Origin of the sequence: Methylophilus sp. Leaf414 (assembly GCF_001425425.1) — a bacterium.
Lineage (GTDB): Bacteria > Pseudomonadota > Gammaproteobacteria > Burkholderiales > Methylophilaceae > Methylophilus.
This window is the reverse complement of sequence record NZ_LMQQ01000002.1, coordinates 237,053-254,374: the sequence shown is the minus strand read 5'-3', so window position 1 is coordinate 254,374 and position 17,322 is coordinate 237,053. Positions and strand designations below refer to the sequence as shown.

The 17,322-nt window shown below is 50.4% G+C and carries 11 protein-coding genes and 1 riboswitch; of the genes, 4 read left to right on the top strand and 7 right to left on the bottom strand.

What is annotated here, in order from left to right; genetic code table 11:
* Positions 1–167: 167 nt before the first annotated feature.
* From ASG24_RS05605 to ASG24_RS05590, 4 genes are read right to left on the bottom strand one after another with little or no spacing between them, the layout of a single operon-like run.
* Positions 168–3,239: an efflux RND transporter permease subunit gene (locus tag ASG24_RS05605; RefSeq protein WP_055868801.1), complete on the bottom strand. Its 3,072-nt coding sequence runs from the start codon at positions 3,237–3,239 to the stop codon at positions 168–170.
* A 2-nt stretch (positions 3,240–3,241) separates the two neighbouring features.
* The gene (locus ASG24_RS05600) at positions 3,242–4,402 is read right to left on the bottom strand and encodes an efflux RND transporter periplasmic adaptor subunit (RefSeq protein ID WP_055868800.1); all 1,161 of its coding nucleotides are present in this window, start codon (positions 4,400–4,402) and stop codon (positions 3,242–3,244) included.
* A gap of 1 nt (position 4,403) precedes the next feature.
* Positions 4,404–5,846 (bottom strand): efflux transporter outer membrane subunit, encoded by a 1,443-nt coding sequence (locus ASG24_RS05595; protein WP_055868798.1) that lies wholly within the window; start codon positions 5,844–5,846, stop codon positions 4,404–4,406.
* Positions 5,833–6,495 carry a TetR/AcrR family transcriptional regulator gene (locus tag ASG24_RS05590; RefSeq protein WP_055869367.1) on the bottom strand — a complete coding sequence of 221 codons (663 nt, stop codon included), beginning with the start codon at positions 6,493–6,495 and terminating at the stop codon, positions 5,833–5,835. The genes ASG24_RS05595 and ASG24_RS05590 overlap by 14 nt, the downstream gene beginning before the upstream one ends.
* 194 nt (positions 6,496–6,689) lie before the next feature.
* Between ASG24_RS05590 and ASG24_RS05585 the strand changes: the two genes are divergently transcribed.
* A complete protein-coding gene (locus ASG24_RS05585) occupies positions 6,690–7,229 on the top strand; it encodes a YaeQ family protein (RefSeq protein WP_055869362.1) in 540 nt (179 codons plus the stop codon).
* A 47-nt stretch (positions 7,230–7,276) separates the two neighbouring features.
* On the opposite strand, the gene ASG24_RS05580 is transcribed toward ASG24_RS05585, so the two are convergent.
* The 3 genes from ASG24_RS05580 to thiC form a co-directional block, all read right to left on the bottom strand.
* Positions 7,277–7,792 (bottom strand): hypothetical protein, encoded by a 516-nt coding sequence (locus tag ASG24_RS05580; RefSeq protein ID WP_055868796.1) that lies wholly within the window; start codon positions 7,790–7,792, stop codon positions 7,277–7,279.
* Positions 7,793–7,939: 147 nt separating this feature from the next.
* Positions 7,940–9,595, bottom strand: a complete 1,656-nt coding sequence (locus tag ASG24_RS05575) for a hypothetical protein (RefSeq protein ID WP_235562319.1) — start codon at positions 9,593–9,595, stop codon at positions 7,940–7,942.
* Between the two features lie 164 nt (positions 9,596–9,759).
* Positions 9,760–11,685 (bottom strand): phosphomethylpyrimidine synthase ThiC, encoded by a 1,926-nt coding sequence (gene thiC, locus ASG24_RS05570; RefSeq protein ID WP_055868791.1) that lies wholly within the window; start codon positions 11,683–11,685, stop codon positions 9,760–9,762.
* Positions 11,686–11,714: 29 nt separating this feature from the next.
* A riboswitch (TPP riboswitch) is annotated at positions 11,715–11,829 on the bottom strand.
* 149 nt (positions 11,830–11,978) lie between these two features.
* Between thiC and ASG24_RS05565 the strand changes: the two genes are divergently transcribed.
* The 3 genes from ASG24_RS05565 to ASG24_RS05555 all read left to right on the top strand — a co-directional run bounded on the left by ASG24_RS05565 (position 11,979) and on the right by ASG24_RS05555 (position 17,294).
* On the top strand, positions 11,979–12,386 hold the full coding sequence (locus ASG24_RS05565) for a hypothetical protein (RefSeq protein WP_055868789.1): 408 nt from the start codon (positions 11,979–11,981) through the stop codon (positions 12,384–12,386).
* A 211-nt stretch (positions 12,387–12,597) separates the two neighbouring features.
* Positions 12,598–16,302, top strand: coding sequence for a PAS domain S-box protein (locus ASG24_RS05560; protein ID WP_055868786.1), 3,705 nt, complete (start codon positions 12,598–12,600; stop codon positions 16,300–16,302).
* Complete coding sequence (locus ASG24_RS05555; protein ID WP_055868784.1) at positions 16,299–17,294, top strand: two-component system response regulator; 996 nt, start codon at positions 16,299–16,301, stop codon at positions 17,292–17,294. The genes ASG24_RS05560 and ASG24_RS05555 overlap by 4 nt, the downstream gene beginning before the upstream one ends.
* The last annotated feature ends 28 nt before the right edge of the window (positions 17,295–17,322 follow it).

Here is a 17,322-nt window from a genome sequence, read left to right as displayed (position 1 = left end):
CAAACTAGTGCGACATTATTCCCTACTGCAACAAGCCTAGCATTAACCTTGCCTGGATTCTGGCCTACGCCAGAATGACGGACTGATGGAGTGGCTGAACACGTAGCGCATCAGCCAGCAGTTGGGAAACTGCTCACTTTCCTCAAGCCTCAACATAAATGCCACAACTAGCTATGTCTCCTCACCAATCTGCCCACACCCCGCAACCACCCAAGCAAATCATCCACATAGGTATACAACACCGGAATTACCAGCAAACTCAGCACCGTTGAAGTAATCAACCCGCCTATCACAGTAATCGCCATTGGCGCACGGAAACTCGGATCGGCACTCCACCCCAGTGCAATTGGCATCATGCCAGCCGCCATCGCAATCGTCGTCATCACAATCGGCCGTGCCCGTTTATGGCAGCCATCAATAATTGCATCAAAGCGGCTGACTTTGGATTGCTTGCGCGCCATGATGGTGTATTCGACCAGCAGAATGGAGTTTTTAGTTACCACCCCCATTAGCATTAGCAAGCCAATCACGCTAGGCATTGAGAAGCTGTTATGCGTTACCAGCAGTGCAAAGAAAGCACCTCCCAGCGATAGCGGTAATGCCCCGAGGATGGTGACAGGTTGCAGGAAATCACCAAACAGCAATACCAGCACCACATAAATGCACATAATGCCGATAATCATCGCACCACCAAAACTGGCAAACAACTCATTCATACGCTTGGCATCGCCAGCCTCAAGCTGTTTCACGCTAGGGGGTAAATTTTGCATGGCAGATAATTGCTGTACCTCTTTCATGACTTCACCAATCTGGCGTTTATTCAACTCAATATCAAAAGTCACATTGCGCATGCGGTCCATGCGGTCTATTTGCTGTGGACCACTGCCCATACGCACGGTGGCGACGGTTTCCAGGCTGACGCTGCCATTTCTGGCGGGCACGCGTAACTGCGCGATTTCCTGCAGACTGCTACGTACGCTAGGTCCCAGGCGTACGCGGATTGGCACCTGGCGTTGCGGCAAATTGAGCTTGGGCATGCTGTTGGAGAAGTCCCCAGAAGTGGCCACGCGGATTACTTGCGCAATCGCTTCTACCGTGACGCCCAGCTCAGCCGCTTTATCTACGTCGGGGATAATCTGTACTTCCGGCCGTTGCAGACTGGCGCTGGAGGTAATATTTCCCAGACCGTTAATGCTGCGCAACTGATGCGCCACTTGCTGGCTGGCGCTTAATAATGCCACCGGGTCATCGCTGGCCAGCGTCACCTGCAAGCGTTCGCCGGTTTCGCCGGAACCTACCGAAATGCGTGCACCTGGCAGGCTTTTCAAACGCTCACGCAAGTCGGCTTCAATTTCGGATTGTTTTTGTTTACGGTCGCTACGTTCCGTCAGGCTGATGATTAGGCTGCCTTTGCGCACATCGGTAGTATTTTCAGCCGCGTGTGGCCCGCCGCCGCCAGTACTGGCTGCGCCCGCAGCACTGAATACGGCTTTCACTTCCGGATGCTGCCTCACAATGCGTTCAGCCTCATCGACCAGGCGCCGGGTTTGCGATAGCGGCGTGCCTGGCTGCAACTCGATATTGATTTTGGTCTGGCTGCTGTCCGAAGAAGGCACAAAGCCTTTGGGCAGTAAGGGCATCAGGCTCATGGAACCAATGATAAACAGCACAAAACCTAACACCACCGTTTTCCGGTGACCCAGACACCAGGTTACCCAGCGCAGATATATGCGCATGGTGGTTGAAGTTTGCTCTTCTTTGACCGGATGTGGTTTGAGCAGGTAGGCCGACATCATGGGCGTCAGCAAGCGCGCCACAATCAGTGAGCAGGTAATGGCAATCGCGGCGGTGATGCCGAACTGTTTGAAGAACTTGCCGGGAATCCCGCTCATGAATGCCGTCGGCAGGAAAATCGCTACCAGCGTAAAGGTGGTGGCAATCACGGCAAAACCGATTTCGTCAGCAGCTTCCATCGCGGCCTGGTAAGGAGTTTTGCCCATGCGCAAATGACGGACAATATTCTCGATTTCCACGATCGCGTCATCCACCAGTATCCCGACTACCAGCGCCAGCGCCAGCAAGGTTAGCAGGTTGAGCGAGAAGCCGAAATACTGCATAAAGGCAAAAGTCGGGATCATGGATAACGGCAATGCTACGGAAGCGATGATGGTCGCGCGCCAGTCACGCAGGAACCACCACACCACCAGCACGGCCAGCAAGGCGCCTTCATACAATAGCTGCATGGAACCGTTGTAATTATCCTCCACCGGTTTAACCATATTAAACGCTTCAATAATCTTGACCTGCGGATGCAGTTGCCTGAATTTATCCAGCGCTTCACGCACGTGCTTCGCCACTGTGACTTCACTGGTGCCTTTGCTGCGAGTGATTTCAAAGCGCACCACTTCCTTGCCATCGTAGCTGGCATAAGTGCTGCGCTCGGCGTAAGTATCCAGCACCTCTGCCACCTGTGACAGTTTGATATGGCGGCCATCACTGATAGGGATATCCAGGTTGCGTACTTCATCGGCACTATGCAATGCGCCCAGCGTTCGTACCGACTGGATATTGTCACCAATATCGCCACGCCCACCGGAGGCATCCTGCTGCACGCGCTTGAGTTGTGCCGACACATCGCTGACGTTCACGCCCAGGCCTGACATCAGGGTCGGCTCCAGGTTGACCTGGACTTCGCGGTCTACGCCGCCGGTACGGCTGATCTTGCCGACGCCGGTCACTGACAGCATGGCTTTACTGATCTCGTTATCGACAAACCACGACAACTCGCCTTCATCCATATTATCGGCCGAAACGACATAGGTGAGAATCGCACTGCCGGTGGTGGTGAGTTTGGAGACGGTCGGTGTAGTCACTGCGGCCGGTAACTCTGAGCGCGCACTATCCACTGCATTGCGCACCAGGTTGAGCGCTTCTTCACTATTGGTATCAATGGTAAATTGCACGCTGATGTTGACGCCACCATCGGTGATGACGCTGGACATATGTTCAATGCCACCGATAGTCGCGATCTTGTCTTCAAGCTTGCGCGCGACCTCTGTTTCCAGCTGCGGTGGCGCTGCGCCTTCCAGCGTCGCGCTCACCATAATCACCGGTAGTTCAATATCAGGGAAGTTTTGTTTGCCTAACTGGTTAAGTGACCTGACACCCAAAAAGGTCAGCACTACAAACAGCAGGATTGCCGGAACCGGATTACGGATCGACCAGGCCGAAAAATTCATGCTTAAGCTCCGGCCTTGGCAATAGTCACCACTTTTACGGTGTCGCCATCATTCAGGAAAGCGCCGCCGCTGAGGACCAGTTTTTCTGCGGCATCTACACCACTTAACACTTCGATCTGCTCGCCCAGCGTGCGGCCGGTTTTTACCTTGCGTTGCGTGATTCTACTCATGCCATCCGCATTCGCATTACCCAATACAAACACATAGGCAAAACCATCGCGGTATGTCACTGCACTTAAAGGGATCGCCAGGCCTTGTTGCTGGCCGATATCGATTTTTCCTTGTACGTACATCCCAGGCTTGGCGCTATTTTTAGGGATATCGACATACACCAGCGCATTACGCGTATTGTTATCCACCACCGGCGAAATCAGGCGCACCTTGCCGGCCACGGTTTTGCCACCGGCCAGGTTAAGCGTGACGGTTTGCCCGGTATGCAACGCGGCTTGCTGGTCAGCATTGACTTCCCCGCGCCATTCGATACGATTCTGGCGGATCAGCTTGAACAATTCGGTACCGGCAGAAACGACATTACCCAGATTGGCGGACCGTTCAGAAACCACGCCATCATCCGGCGCCACCACTTTAGTCTGGCGAATACGAATACGCTGGTTTTCCAGTTCTGCTTCAGATAATGCCAGATTGGCTTTGGCAGTTTGCAGGGCAATCACATACTCATTAATTTTCTGGGCAGACAATGCGCCACTGTCTTTAATTTCATTGGCGCGGTCGGCATTACTTTTAGCTTCTGCCAGGGCTGCCTTATCTTTTTCTACTGTGGCGAGTTGTTTCTGTAAATCTGCTTTTACGGTTTCATCCGCCAGCAGTACCAGCGGTTGACCCTTGCTGACCTGCGCACCCACATCGACTAACACCTGCTGAATACGCAAACCGGCAATTTCGGCACTCACCAGCGCTTCTTGCCAAGGGTAAATACTGCCATTCAACACCAGCCTCATCGGCCATTGCACTGCCGCCGGGCGGGTCGCCTCTACACTTAATGTTGCTTTGCTTAAACCGTTAGCGCCGTCTTTTGTAGCACGATTGCCGCGCTTTTCCGCCAGTTCAGCCTTATGTGATGGATGCTGGAAAAACCATATACTTATGCCGACCAGCAAGGCGGCGATGACCAGAAATATTCCTTTTTTTGAGCGTCTAGCCATGCTATTTACCTTTTCCTGTCGTGTCTTTTGTTGTGTCCTGCTTTGCCTGCTGCTGCACCTCATACCAATCACCACCAAAGGCTTTGTAAAGGGCAATCCACTGTAAAACTCTGTTCTTTTGCTGCGTCACTACATTCAGCTCGGCATTGATTTTCTGACGGCGCGCATCTTCCAGTGACAGCAAGTCGATACCACCGGATTTCCAGTTCAACTCAGCCGCCTCGAAATAGCGGGCATACTGTTGCGCACTGGCCTGCTCGGACTGCGCACGCCGGTTGGCGCTATCCAGATTGACCAGCGCCTGTTCCACCTCTTTGAGTGCCTTGCGCACATCCTGTTTGTAAGTAGCCATCAGGCTATCAAAATTGGCGCGCGCTTCGGCTAGGTCGGCACGTAAAGTACCGCCATCAAAAATCGGCAATTTAATTGAAGGTCCATATGACCAGGTGTCAGCGCGGGTGACCGTACCGCCAAAGTTGGTGCGGCGATAACCTATCGAACCGCTCAATGTCAAACTTGGATAAAGTTGTGCTTTGGCTACGCCTGCATTAGCGCTTGCTTCAGCGAGGTTACGCTCATCAATTGCCAGATCCGGGCGTCGTGTCAGCAAGCTTGCCGGCAATGCATTGACTTCAAACATTGCTGGTTGCGGCATGCCTTTGCCTTTGGCGAGTAAAGCTTTAAGCTCAGCTTCAGGGTAGTTGGTTAATTCAACCAACGCTTTTACCAAACCTTCACATTCTGCCTGCTGACCATCCAGTGTAGATTCACTCGCATGTGTCGCTGCCTCTGCCAACGCAAGGTCAGATGGAGCAGTAAAGCCGGCCTTGGCAGAAATGCCTGTCAAACGCGCGGTTTCTTTCCGCGAGTTAAATGCGCCTTGCAATGCATTCACCGAAGCCTGGCAGGCACGATAATTCACGTAGTTGTTGGCGACTTCTGCCGCTACCGTCAGGCGTGCATCGTGCCACGCGATTTTTTTCGCTTCCAGTTGTGCTTTGGCTGCTTGTTTAGCTGCCTTGATTTTGCCAAACAGATCGACTTCCCAGCTGGCATCCAGCGTAATCGAATCAATCTCAATCGTAGTAGCAGGGAACGCTCCACCGCCACCACCGCCTTTACTGCGGTTCATACTACCGGTGCTGGTTAAATCAGGAATCCCCTGCGCGCGTGCGGAAAGTACGTTAGCTCGCGCGGTACGGATATTAGCCAACGCAATTTCCAGCGAAGGGCTTTCTTTTTGTGCCTGTGCCAGTAATTGGTCCAGCACCGGATCTTTGAATTGCCCCCACCAGTTGGTTAATGAACTGACGTTGCCGTTATGTGGTAACGGTGCTTGCCACTCCTGAACCGTGATCGGGTTGGGGCGGATATATTCATCAATGACCGAACATCCGGCCAGCGGCAGTATGCATAGCCAAATCCAATGTTTACTTAACCGCATTGGCTGGCTCCATTCCCTGTAATCCGTGCAAAAACAAATTCACCACAAAAGTGAGGTGCGCTTCGGCATCCCAGTCTGGACCTAGCACACCAAACAAAGCCTTCTGACGCGGTGAGGCAATCAGCAGCTCACAATAAGACTCGGCAGCGCGCTTGAAATCCAGGGTCGGCAACATGTTTTTTGCGGCATAGAAACTAAAGATATCAGACAGCATTTGATGAATCCGCTCCGGTCCCACCGCTTTCATCGCGCGGGCTAATTCCGGTAAATGCGAGGCTTCGGCCACCCCAATTTTAAAGAAGGACAACATGCGCGGTTCCAGTACTCGATTGAGCATAAAGCGGCCAATATCGGTCAGCACCTGCTGCAGCGTCTGGTTAGATAGATTATCGATTTGCACCATGGCAGAGACATCTTTTTCCACCATATGTTTGATCGCTGCAATTAGCAGCGCATATTTATTATCAAAGCGCTCATAAATGGTTCGCGTCGAAACCCCGCACACGTTCGCAATGCGTGCAACGCTGGTTTGTGAAACACCTTCAACCATAAACAGCTCTAATGCCTGCTCGAGCATCAACGCATGGCGTTCGTGCTCGGTGCCCGCTTTGGGGCGGCCAGCTTTAACTTTATGGGGTGAAATGTCCATTGCGGATAAAAATGTAGGATTCTGCATAAATAAAAATAAAACGTTTCATTTTTATTTTAAGCATTTTCTCTAACCACGCAAGTAGTTTGTTGTATCCGCCCTGATACTTGAGTGTGCCGATGATGATTACCGGTGCTTGTCATGCAGGGTTTGCTATACTCGCATCACTTAAATTTAAACGAGATTGCTCAGGCATGGCGCTGAAATCCACCATCTATAAAATAGACCTCAACATTGCGGATATGGATAGGCATTACTATCAACAGCACAACCTTACGCTGGCCAAACATCCCTCGGAAACGGATGAGCGATTAATGGTCCGTTTGCTGGCGTTTGTGCTGTATGCCGATGAAAACCTGGCATTTGGGAATGGACTCAGCGAAGAAGATGAGCCAGACCTTTGGCAAAAAGACTTAACAGGCGCGATTGAACGCTGGATATGCGTTGGGCTACCGGAAGAGCGCGAAATCCGCAAAGCGTGCGGCAGATCCAGACATGTGGTGCAGGTGTTATATGGCGGCAGGACTGCCGATATGTGGTGGGCACAGAACAGTAAAGCGATACTTAAGCTCGACAATGTCACGGTAATTAATCTGCCTGATACCGAGCAACTGGCGGCAGCTGCGGCTAGAAGCCTCTCGATCAGCTTTACAATCCAGGACCAGCAAATACTGGTGAGTTATGAAGGCGGTAGTTTCGAGCTGGAAGTTGTCCGCTTGAAAGAAGTTGAGTGAGACAATCACTGCATTGATACTAAAAAGCCAGCACTGCTGGCTTTTTATTATGGAAACAAATGATGCTCGGCAGGCCATATCCCAGTGTAAATAGCCTCCGGATGGCGGCTGGCTAAACGGCGGCGAATCTCATTCAGCCTGCGCAATGGCACTGACACAATCATCAGTACATTACCCTGTTCCATCGCGCTTTTATACGACCTGATACGATAACTGGGCGCCGCTGTTGCCACCGCAGCTGCCCAGGCAGCACAAGCCAACGCGCCTAATATGATGCAGTAGGGGATCACGGTGAGCGAAACTTCGCCAAACCACCACGGCACCATATAAGCCAATACGCCACCAAGCAAACCAAATAAAGCGCCGAACAAAAAACCGCCCATGGCGCTATAAATAACATCGGATTTTTCCATGGCGACTGCTTTAGGCAAATTACCCAATTCCTGCTCTTTTTCGGCATGAAAATGGATGTGGTTTTCGTCAATTCTATCCAACAGCAACTCATCCATCATGATGTGGGCAGTGTTGATATTAGGCAAAACAAAATAGAGCTTTCGTCTCATTACGTTCTCGTCATCGATTCACATCATGTTGTAATTTTTGATAAGGTATCAGCCCAAAGATTCACTTTTTAACACATGTGAAAGTGCAACTCACTTTTCGATTCAAACCAAGGAATCACGTACTAACTGCTTAATTTATCGATATTTTTAATCTTCGAGCCTACCCATCCACACACTCTTAAGCTTGCTCAACTTGTAGCGCAGCCCTGCACCTTCGTTAGAAAGCGCGTCCAGGAATAGCGATAACCTTCTGGATTTAATCACTGTGTAAAACGTAAGCAGGCTAACCGGGATAAACACCAGTGCAAAATAAGCCACCTTTTCCATCAAATTGCTTTGGGTAAGATCTATCAGGTTCATGCCCAGCAGTCCGCTGGTCATGGTGCCGATCAGGCCCAGAATGGTGACTACTGTAAGTCGCACCACGGTATCGGCCTGGCGTTTGATTTCTTCGCCTTCCAGATATTCCGCCATATCCATAATGCGGCGGCGGGTTTTTTCAAACAGGCTCACAGAATCCAGCTGTTTCAGCATCAGGGTAAACAGGTCTTTGGCGACTGCCTGGTCTGACACATTCTCAAACCAGTAGCGGTGCGTAAATCTTAAAAATACTGCCGTTGCATGGCGGATGCGCGCGCGGAACGCCTTGACCGAGTCTTCTCGTTGGATATCCAGCCGGCTGATGGCTTGCACCATGCGGTCAGACAGCATCAGCAGGGCCGCTTTCTGGAAATGCGCAATCAGGAACAGCAGGAAATACTGGTTTTGGTAATGGCGCTTGATACCGGTTTTCTCATTGGTAAAAACACGGTGCTGATGGCTCCCAACCACCACAAAATTTTGCCCGGTGCACATGATGCGCGTTGTGCTCCATGGGTCTACGCGTGACTCATCCCAGTAGCGGTCATAGCAGTTGTTTTTTTCAAACTCCTGCAAAAAGTGTTCGGTAAAGGGCAAAGTTTCTGAATGCCAGGGCTGGCATACCAGGCCCAGGCGGATCATATCACCGCGGCTGAGCTGGCTGACATCATCAAAAGACAGGTAAGCCATCAGCGGCATGCGCTGATACTCTATTTCACGGTAGCGTAGCGCGCCCTGCTGCCCGGAATAATGCGGCACCAATGGATGCAGCAACGCCAGCCAATGTAAAGACACGCACGGCACATGGTTTTCTTTCACATAAGCAAGGTAGCGCCCCTTGTCTTCATAATCCGAGCGGGCAATGACCCCACCCTGTTTATCCAGCCATTCAATGCGCTCTGCGCAGTGTCCGCCTTCGCCGGTATCATCCCAATAGTTGGGATAGGTTCGGCCCAGACGGTAAAGAATCTCCATGGCAGATTTTAATGGCAAGTCGTTGCCGGTAACTTCGAAAGCCAGCATCGCGACATCGATGTCAAAAAAGAAATAAAGCTCTACATGCGAAACCCGTAGTAGCAGGCTTTCGGGTTCGTCATGCAATTTAATGCGGACATGGCTGATATCGCTGCGGGTAAAAATATGGATAGGCGACTCGCCATAGCCACCCGCTTCGCGACCGTGGCGGCCTTCGCCGTATAAAAAACGCTGCGCAAATGGCAAGAAGGTGACGAACTCCTGATAGCGTGCTTCGCTTAAGTGAGGCGAATCCTGTAAAAATTCGTCCTTTATTTCCACCCATTTCGACTCAGGGTCGGCGCTTAAGGTCTTCCACGGGCAATGCATGGCATAGGGATCGCTGTTTTCCGTCATCAGCTGTATCGGCCACAACAATGTTTGCCGGAAGTCTCTTACGATGCTGCTTTGCAGGTTATCTGCCATCATGCAACCCTATATGCGCTGTGTAGACTGTAGACTATATCGCGTAAACACTGATTTGAATGTTGAGAAAAAGCCTAGCTTTGCTCATTAAATAAGCAAATTTAAAGCAATAAAAAACCGGCGGTTAGCCGGTTTTATTTACAGGGTTTGTACAACCTTTTGGGCAATCAAACTTTCTGGTAAACCTCGCTGCCTTTTTTCACGAACTCTATCGCTTTTTCCTGCATGCCTTTTTGCAAAGCGGCCTGCTCATCCACGCCCAGTTTATCCGCATAGTCGCGTACATCCTGCGTGATCTTCATCGAGCAGAAATGCGGGCCGCACATAGAGCAAAAGTGTGCTTGCTTCGCGCCCTCCTGCGGCAGGGTTTCATCATGGAATTCCTTGGCTTTTTCAGGGTCCAGGCCAAGGTTGAACTGGTCTTCCCAGCGGAATTCAAAACGTGCTTTGGATAAAGCATTGTCACGAATCTGCGCGCCCGGGTGGCCTTTGGCCAAATCGGCAGCATGGGCTGCAATCTTGTAAGTGATAATACCAACACGCACATCTTCTTTGTCCGGCAGGCCTAAATGCTCTTTCGGTGTCACATAACAGAGCATGGCACAGCCATACCAGCCTATCATCGCCGCACCAATCCCGGAAGTGATATGGTCATAGCCAGGCGCAATGTCAGTGGTCAATGGGCCCAAAGTGTAAAACGGGGCTTCACCACAATGCTCCAGTTGCAGATCCATGTTTTCCTTGATCAGGTGCATAGGTACGTGACCTGGGCCTTCGATCATGCACTGTACATCATGTTTCCAGGCGATCTGCGTCAGCTCACCCAGGGTTTTCAGCTCGGCAAATTGCGCTTCGTCGTTGGCGTCGTAGATAGAACCAGGACGCAGGCCATCGCCCAGCGAAAACGACACATCGTACTGCTTCATGATCTGGCAGATATCTTCAAAATGCTCATACAGGAATGACTCTTTATGATGCGCCAGGCACCATTTCGCCATGATAGAACCACCGCGCGATACGATGCCGGTCATACGCTTGGCCGTCATGGGGATATAAGCCAGGCGGACACCGGCATGGATCGTAAAGTAATCCACGCCCTGCTCTGCCTGCTCGATCAAGGTGTCGCGGAAGATTTCCCAGGTCAGGTCCTCAGCCTTGCCGTTCACTTTTTCCAGCGCCTGGTAGATAGGCACGGTACCGATAGGCACTGGTGAATTACGGATAATCCATTCGCGGGTTTCATGGATGTTTTTACCAGTGGACAGATCCATCACAGTATCACCGCCCCAACGCGTACCCCACACCATTTTCTCTACTTCTTCAGAGATGGAAGAACCCAGTGCGGAATTCCCGATATTGGCGTTGATTTTAACCAGGAAATTACGGCCAATGATCATGGGCTCGATTTCGGGGTGGTTGATATTGGAAGGGATAATCGCACGGCCACGTGCCACTTCGTCACGCACGAATTCAGGCGTGATTACAGATGGAATACTGGCACCGTAATTCTGGCCAGGATGCTGCGTTTGTAGCAATTCGCTCATGTTTTCACGACGCTGGTTTTCGCGGATGGCGATAAATTCCATCTCCGGCGTGATGATGCCCTTGCGTGCATAGTGCATCTGGCTGACATTCATGCCAGCTTTGGCACGCAGCGGTTTGCGATGCAGGTTGAAACGCATTTGCGACAACTCGGGATCAATCAGACGTTGCTGACCGAACTCAGAGGTCGGGCCATCCAGCTGCTCTACATCGCCACGTTCCATAATCCATTGCGCGCGCAAAGCAGGCAAACCGTTACGGATATCAATCTCTACTGCTGGGTCGGTATAAGGGCCGGAAGTGTCATATACCACTACCGGGGGGTTAACATCACCGCCAAAACTGGAAGGCGTATCACTCAGCGAGATTTCACGGAACGGCACCTGGATGTCCGGACGTGAACCTTGTATGTAGATTTTGCGTGACTTAGCGAAAGGTTTGGTAGCCCCTTCATCAACTTTGGCATCCGCGTTGACGAATTTGATATTTTTGCTTTGAGAAATCTGGGATTGCGGAGTCTGGGACTGAAGGTTTTTGTCTATGGCGTTCATTGGCATCCTTAAAAGATAAAGACGTAAGGATGCGCGGAGATATGCATTCCCTACGGCGGAATAACCCGCATCAGGTTCGAAGGGTAACTCTCACTGTAAAAACTTCGAATGAAATGAAGGATTTACAGACCCCTAGCAAGGAACGAATTGTGCGCGAAAACGCCGGAGAACGCAAGTTTTCATGCATTGAATAATGCCGCATATTGACAGACAGACAGATCTGTCTACAATCACATTTCCCCACACAATAACAATATGGGAAACCCTTTTAAATCAGAGCTCAGGAGAGAAAAATGGACGTCTTATTGATTGGCGCAGTCGCTTGTACTAGCGCTTTAATTTTATCCGCATGGTTGATGACTTTTGCACGCTGGTTTCCTATTCAGGGAATCGATGGCGGCTTTCTGGTCGATTACAAAACCATGATCCGTGCCCACGTGGATTACGCCTTGATGGCACTTTTCCAACTTGGCTTTTTTGCTGCATCCAAAACCGCTGGCATTGAATTACATCATTTTGCCTGTGTCTGTATGGCTATCGGCGGCTTTACCAACCCGACCATTTTCACCATTGCGGCATTTGATACCGATTTCTGGAGCAAAATGAAATGGAAGGTATTTTCTGCCATCAGTTTTATGCTGACCACCATCGGCTTTATGACGATTTGTTACCAGCTGATTTGTCACGTGCTGTGTCATTAACCACCTGAAAATCAGCACTGCCTGCCCCAGAAAAACCCTGCATCTGCGGGGTTTTCTGCTTTTCCGACACATGCAAAATACCGATGTATTTCAATCACCTAAATGGTGAAATAGCCTTTAAAAACAGCATTGTTCTCAATATTATTTATCGTGTGCACAAGATAAAATATCGCTAGCACGATTAACATTTTTTATTGAGGGCCATCACCGCATGGATTGGTACAGTATTTTCTTTTTCAGGGAAGGATCGCCCACCGCCCTGCTCTATGGAACTTATAATCCATGGCTAGTGATACTATCCGCGCTGGTAGCCATCGGCACCTCGGTGCTGGCGCTACAGCTAACCCGCATTTCACAAAAACAAACTTCGCTGGTGTCACAGAAGTTTTCCATTATCGCCAGCTCAATCTCGCTTGGAGCAGGCATTTGGGCCATGCATTTTATCGGCATGCTGGCCTACGAAATCTGCACAAAAGTCACTTACAACCCGGAAGTCACCATGATTTCGATGATGCCCGGCATCCTGGCATCCTATTACGCACTCAACCTGATGACAGAGAACCAGCTTGATTACAGTAAACTGATTAAAGGTGGACTCTCAGTCGGCACCGGCATCGGTGCCATGCATTACACCGGCATGCTGGCTATGAAAATGGAGCCTGTGCTCAAATTTGATCTGGCCTGGGTATTGATGTCTGTCTTTGTGGTGATCAGTTTGGCCACCCTTTCATTATGGACAGGTATTTTCCTTAACCAGACAGGCAAGCTGCCAGCCAAAGTAAGCATCTTGCTAGGCGGCGCGTTAATGGGCAGTGCCATTACCGCCATGCATTATACCGGCATGGCCTCTGCGCGCTTTATCGGGCAGGCACAATCCGGTTTCAATCCTGAGAATAACCAATCCATTTCACTGGCACTAGGCATTACGCTGGTCACCATATTGATAGGCATCATTGCCGCGGCAATCAATGTGCTGATCAGTTACCGACAGGCCCTGGCGAGTGTTCAGGTCAGCGAAACCAGATTATCGACTATTTTGAATACTGCGGTGGATGGCATTGTCACAATCGACACCAGCGGTCAGATTATTTCCTGCAACGAAGCGGTGGAGCGGCTGTTTGGTTGGCAAAAATCCGACATTGAGGGCCAAAACATTTCGATGTTAATGCCCGAACCCGACTTTAAAAATCGCTGGCGTTATTTTAAAACCAATGCTGTAAGTGCGCAGGCGCTAGGCGAAGGCCACGATCTAGATGCCATCAAAAAAGATGGTACGTTATTCCCCATTCGCCTGGCAATGGGCGAGGTCAAGCTGCCGAATGAAAGATTATTTGTTGGATTTATTACCGACCTCACGCAGCGTAAAACGATTGAAAAAGTAATCCGCGAAAAAGATCAGCAGATCCGCTCCATGATGAACAACATCCCCGGCGTGACGTTCCGCTGCAATCTGGATGAGAACTGGAGTATGCGTCTGATCAGCGATGCTGCGCTGGAAATGACCGGCTGGGCAGTTGAAGACTTCCTGAATGGGTCAGTTAACTTTGCGCAATTGATTCATCCCGACGATGCCCAGCGGATCCAACCAATCGTGGAAGCAGCGGTTGGCAACCGTACCAACTATGCGATTGAATACAGGATTACTGACCGCAATGGTAATGAAAAGTGGATATCGGAGTTTGCCTCCGCCATTTACAGCAACGATGGTAGGGCCGAGGCACTTGACGGGGTTATGCTAGACGTGACCGAATCCAAACACAAAAATGCGGAGTTTGAAGGGATTGCCAATGCCATTAATAACTCCACCAGCATGGCCGAGTTCAGCATTGATGGTTTCGTGCTGAACGCCAACCGCAGCTTTCTGGACTTGCTCGGTTATGAGCTGGTTGAAATCCGCGGCCGCCATCATTCCATCCTTTGTCCACCCGACTTTGTCTCCACAGACCGCTATAAACAAAAGTGGATTTCGCTTAAAAAAGGTGAGTTTGTGCATGGCGAATTCTTGCGCTATGGCAAACATGGTAAGCAAATCTGGATTCATGCCTCCTACAGCCCGATCCGCAATATAGATGGCAAGGTTATTAAAGTGGTGATGTTTATGATCGACATCAGTGAACGCAAACAGATGGAACAGGAAATGCTGCTGGCCAAGGATAAGGCCGAAGAGGCGGCCAATGTAAAAAGCACTTTCCTGGCCAATATGAGTCATGAAATCCGCACACCGATGAACTCGATTATCGGTTTCAGTGAATTGCTGCTCGACACCGCCATGCAGCAGGAGCAACGCAATTACTTGTCGACCATCAGCCAGTCGGCCAAGTCCCTGCTGCATTTGCTGAATGACATTCTCGATAGCGCCAAGCTGGAAAAAGGCATGCTGGAACTGGAAATACTGGATTTCTCCATGCGAGAACTGGTCGATAGCGTGATTTCATCGTTGTGGCTGCAAGCACGTAAAAAGCAGATCGAATTAAAGTTATCACTGGATCCGCAAGCCGCTGGTTATTACAAAGGTGCTGAACATCGCATCCGCCAGGTGTTAACCAATCTGCTCGGTAACGCGGTCAAGTTTACCGAATCCGGCTATGTCGAATTAAAAGTCTACCCCACGCCACATGGAGAAATACAGTTTGACCTGATAGATACTGGCATCGGCATTGATGCCGATCGTCTGGAAAGCATATTCGCGCCTTTCACCCAGGCGGATGCCACCATGAGTCGCCGTTTTGGCGGCACCGGACTAGGCACTACGATTAGTAAACAGCTGGTGGAACTGATGAATGGCCGTATCACGGCCGCCAGCACGCTGGGGCAAGGTAGTTGCTTTAGTGTCACCCTGCCTTTAGCAGAGGGCACGCGCAAAGAGAGCCCGATTGAGCTTAATCCCAGCCAGAATTTCCTGCCTTCACTGAATATTCTGGCAGCTGATGATATTGAACAAAATCGCAAACTGTTACATATCATGCTCGAGAAACAGGGCCATAGAGTCACACTGGCCACCAACGGCCAAGAAGTCATAGACGCCCTGCAAACACGGGCATTTGATATTATTTTGATGGATGTACAGATGCCGGTGGTCGATGGCTTAACCGCCAGCATCCGCATTCGCGAGATGGAACGCGAAGCAGGCTGGGATAGAACACCGATTATCGCCTTGACTGCCAGCGTTCTGGAGCAGGACCGTTTAGCAGCCAAACAGGCCGATATGGATGGATTCAGTTCCAAACCTATTGAATTACCGCTATTGCTGGCCGAAATGGCGCGGGTGCTGCATGGCGTGACGGTCTCACCACCCGCGACTCACATTGAGCAAACCATGACCCAGCAAGATATCGACCTCAATAAAGGCGTGATGTTGTGGGGCGACATACAGATTTATTTGCATGAGGTCGGCCAATATTTGCTGGAAACGCCAAGGCACATAGATAACTTAACCGACGCTATACAGGCGAATGACCCTGCAACATTAAAGCTCATCGCACATGCCAATAAAGGCGTGAGCGCCAATCTTGCGCTACCGAAAATGCAGTCTATTTATCATGCACTGGAACATATCACAGAAGAAACCTGGCAAGAATCTGGGGCATTGATTGAGAAGTTACAGACATTTGCCCAAGCATTGCAGCAGGCGTTTACTTCATTGCAAGACTTGCAACCAGCAATTGTTGAAAAACCGGCTGCCAGTGAAGAAACGGATATAAACCAGATCATCAGCTGGTTGAAAGCACTACGCACGTTGGCTGCCATGGCGGAACTGGATGATGCGCTGGCAAACAAACTGATGCGGCATGCCCCTGCCGACTGGCGCGAAGCAAGCAATGCCATTGTGCAATCTCTGAACGAGTTTGATTTTGAACAAGCAGTGATGCAGATCGACCAACTACTGGAGACCCAGACACAAGGAACACCTTCATGACGGATTATATTACTCAGCAACCGCGGATTCTGATTGTCGACGACGAACCGCTCAACCTGAAAGTACTCAAGCAAGTTTTGCAGGACGACTATCGCTTAAGCTTTGCCAAAAATGGTATGGATGCACTGGAGCTGGTGAAAAAAGAAAAGCCGCGGCTGATTTTGCTCGACGTCATGATGCCTGGCATGACCGGTTTTGAAGTCTGCAAACAGTTGAAAGATGACCCTGACACCCAGACCATCCCGGTGATTTTTGTCACCGCGCTGGCGGATGAAGCCGATGAGTCGCAAGGATTTAAAGCCGGTGGCGTTGATTATATTAACAAGCCGATTTCACCTGCTATTGTGCGGGCGCGCGTCAAAACCCATTTGTCACTGATTCATATCGACGAGTTGAAAAGCACGCACCTGGAACTGATCCAACGCCTGGGACGTGCAGCAGAATTCAAGGACAATGAAACCGGTATGCATGTGATACGCATGAGCCATGTCTCAGGCAGGATAGCGCTAGAAATGGGCATGGATGCAGGCTTTGCCGAACAACTGGTACATGCAGCGCCTATGCATGACATCGGCAAAATTGGTATCCCCGACCAGGTACTACTTAAACCCGGCAAACTGGATGAGGAGGAGCTAGCTACCATGCGTACCCATCCTCAACTGGGGGCAGATATCCTGGATAAATCCACTTCACCGCTGATCAAACTGGCCTATACCGTCGCCTTGTATCACCATGAAAAATGGGATGGTACCGGCTACCCATATGGTTTAAAAGGGGAAGAGATTCCGATTGAAGCCCGCATTGTGGCCATCGCCGATGTGTTTGATGCGCTCCTGAGCAAACGCCCTTACAAAGAGGCCTGGCCAATTGATAAGGTAGTAGAAGAAATCAAATCACAAAGCAACCGACACTTTGACCCGGCGGTGGTAGAAGCCCTGCTGAACTGTTTACCAGATTTGATCGCCATTAACGCAAAATGGCGCGAAGAGTAATCTTCACGCCATCTTTTTCCTGTTAAAC

Bases quoted from the DNA above. Each gene is read 5' to 3' on its own strand.
- ASG24_RS05605 (WP_055868801.1), bottom strand. From the start codon at position 3,239: ATGAATTTTTCGGCCTGGTCGATCCGTAATCCGGTTCCGGCAATCCTG.
- ASG24_RS05600 (WP_055868800.1), bottom strand. From the start codon at position 4,402: ATGGCTAGACGCTCAAAAAAAGGAATATTTCTGGTCATCGCCGCCTTG.
- ASG24_RS05595 (WP_055868798.1), bottom strand. From the start codon at position 5,846: ATGCGGTTAAGTAAACATTGGATTTGGCTATGCATACTGCCGCTGGCC.
- ASG24_RS05590 (WP_055869367.1), bottom strand. From the start codon at position 6,495: ATGGACATTTCACCCCATAAAGTTAAAGCTGGCCGCCCCAAAGCGGGC.
- ASG24_RS05585 (WP_055869362.1), top strand. From the start codon at position 6,690: ATGGCGCTGAAATCCACCATCTATAAAATAGACCTCAACATTGCGGAT.
- ASG24_RS05580 (WP_055868796.1), bottom strand. From the start codon at position 7,792: ATGAGACGAAAGCTCTATTTTGTTTTGCCTAATATCAACACTGCCCAC.
- ASG24_RS05575 (WP_235562319.1), bottom strand. From the start codon at position 9,595: ATGATGGCAGATAACCTGCAAAGCAGCATCGTAAGAGACTTCCGGCAA.
- thiC (WP_055868791.1), bottom strand. From the start codon at position 11,685: ATGAACGCCATAGACAAAAACCTTCAGTCCCAGACTCCGCAATCCCAG.
- ASG24_RS05565 (WP_055868789.1), top strand. From the start codon at position 11,979: ATGGACGTCTTATTGATTGGCGCAGTCGCTTGTACTAGCGCTTTAATT.
- ASG24_RS05560 (WP_055868786.1), top strand. From the start codon at position 12,598: ATGGATTGGTACAGTATTTTCTTTTTCAGGGAAGGATCGCCCACCGCC.
- ASG24_RS05555 (WP_055868784.1), top strand. From the start codon at position 16,299: ATGACGGATTATATTACTCAGCAACCGCGGATTCTGATTGTCGACGAC.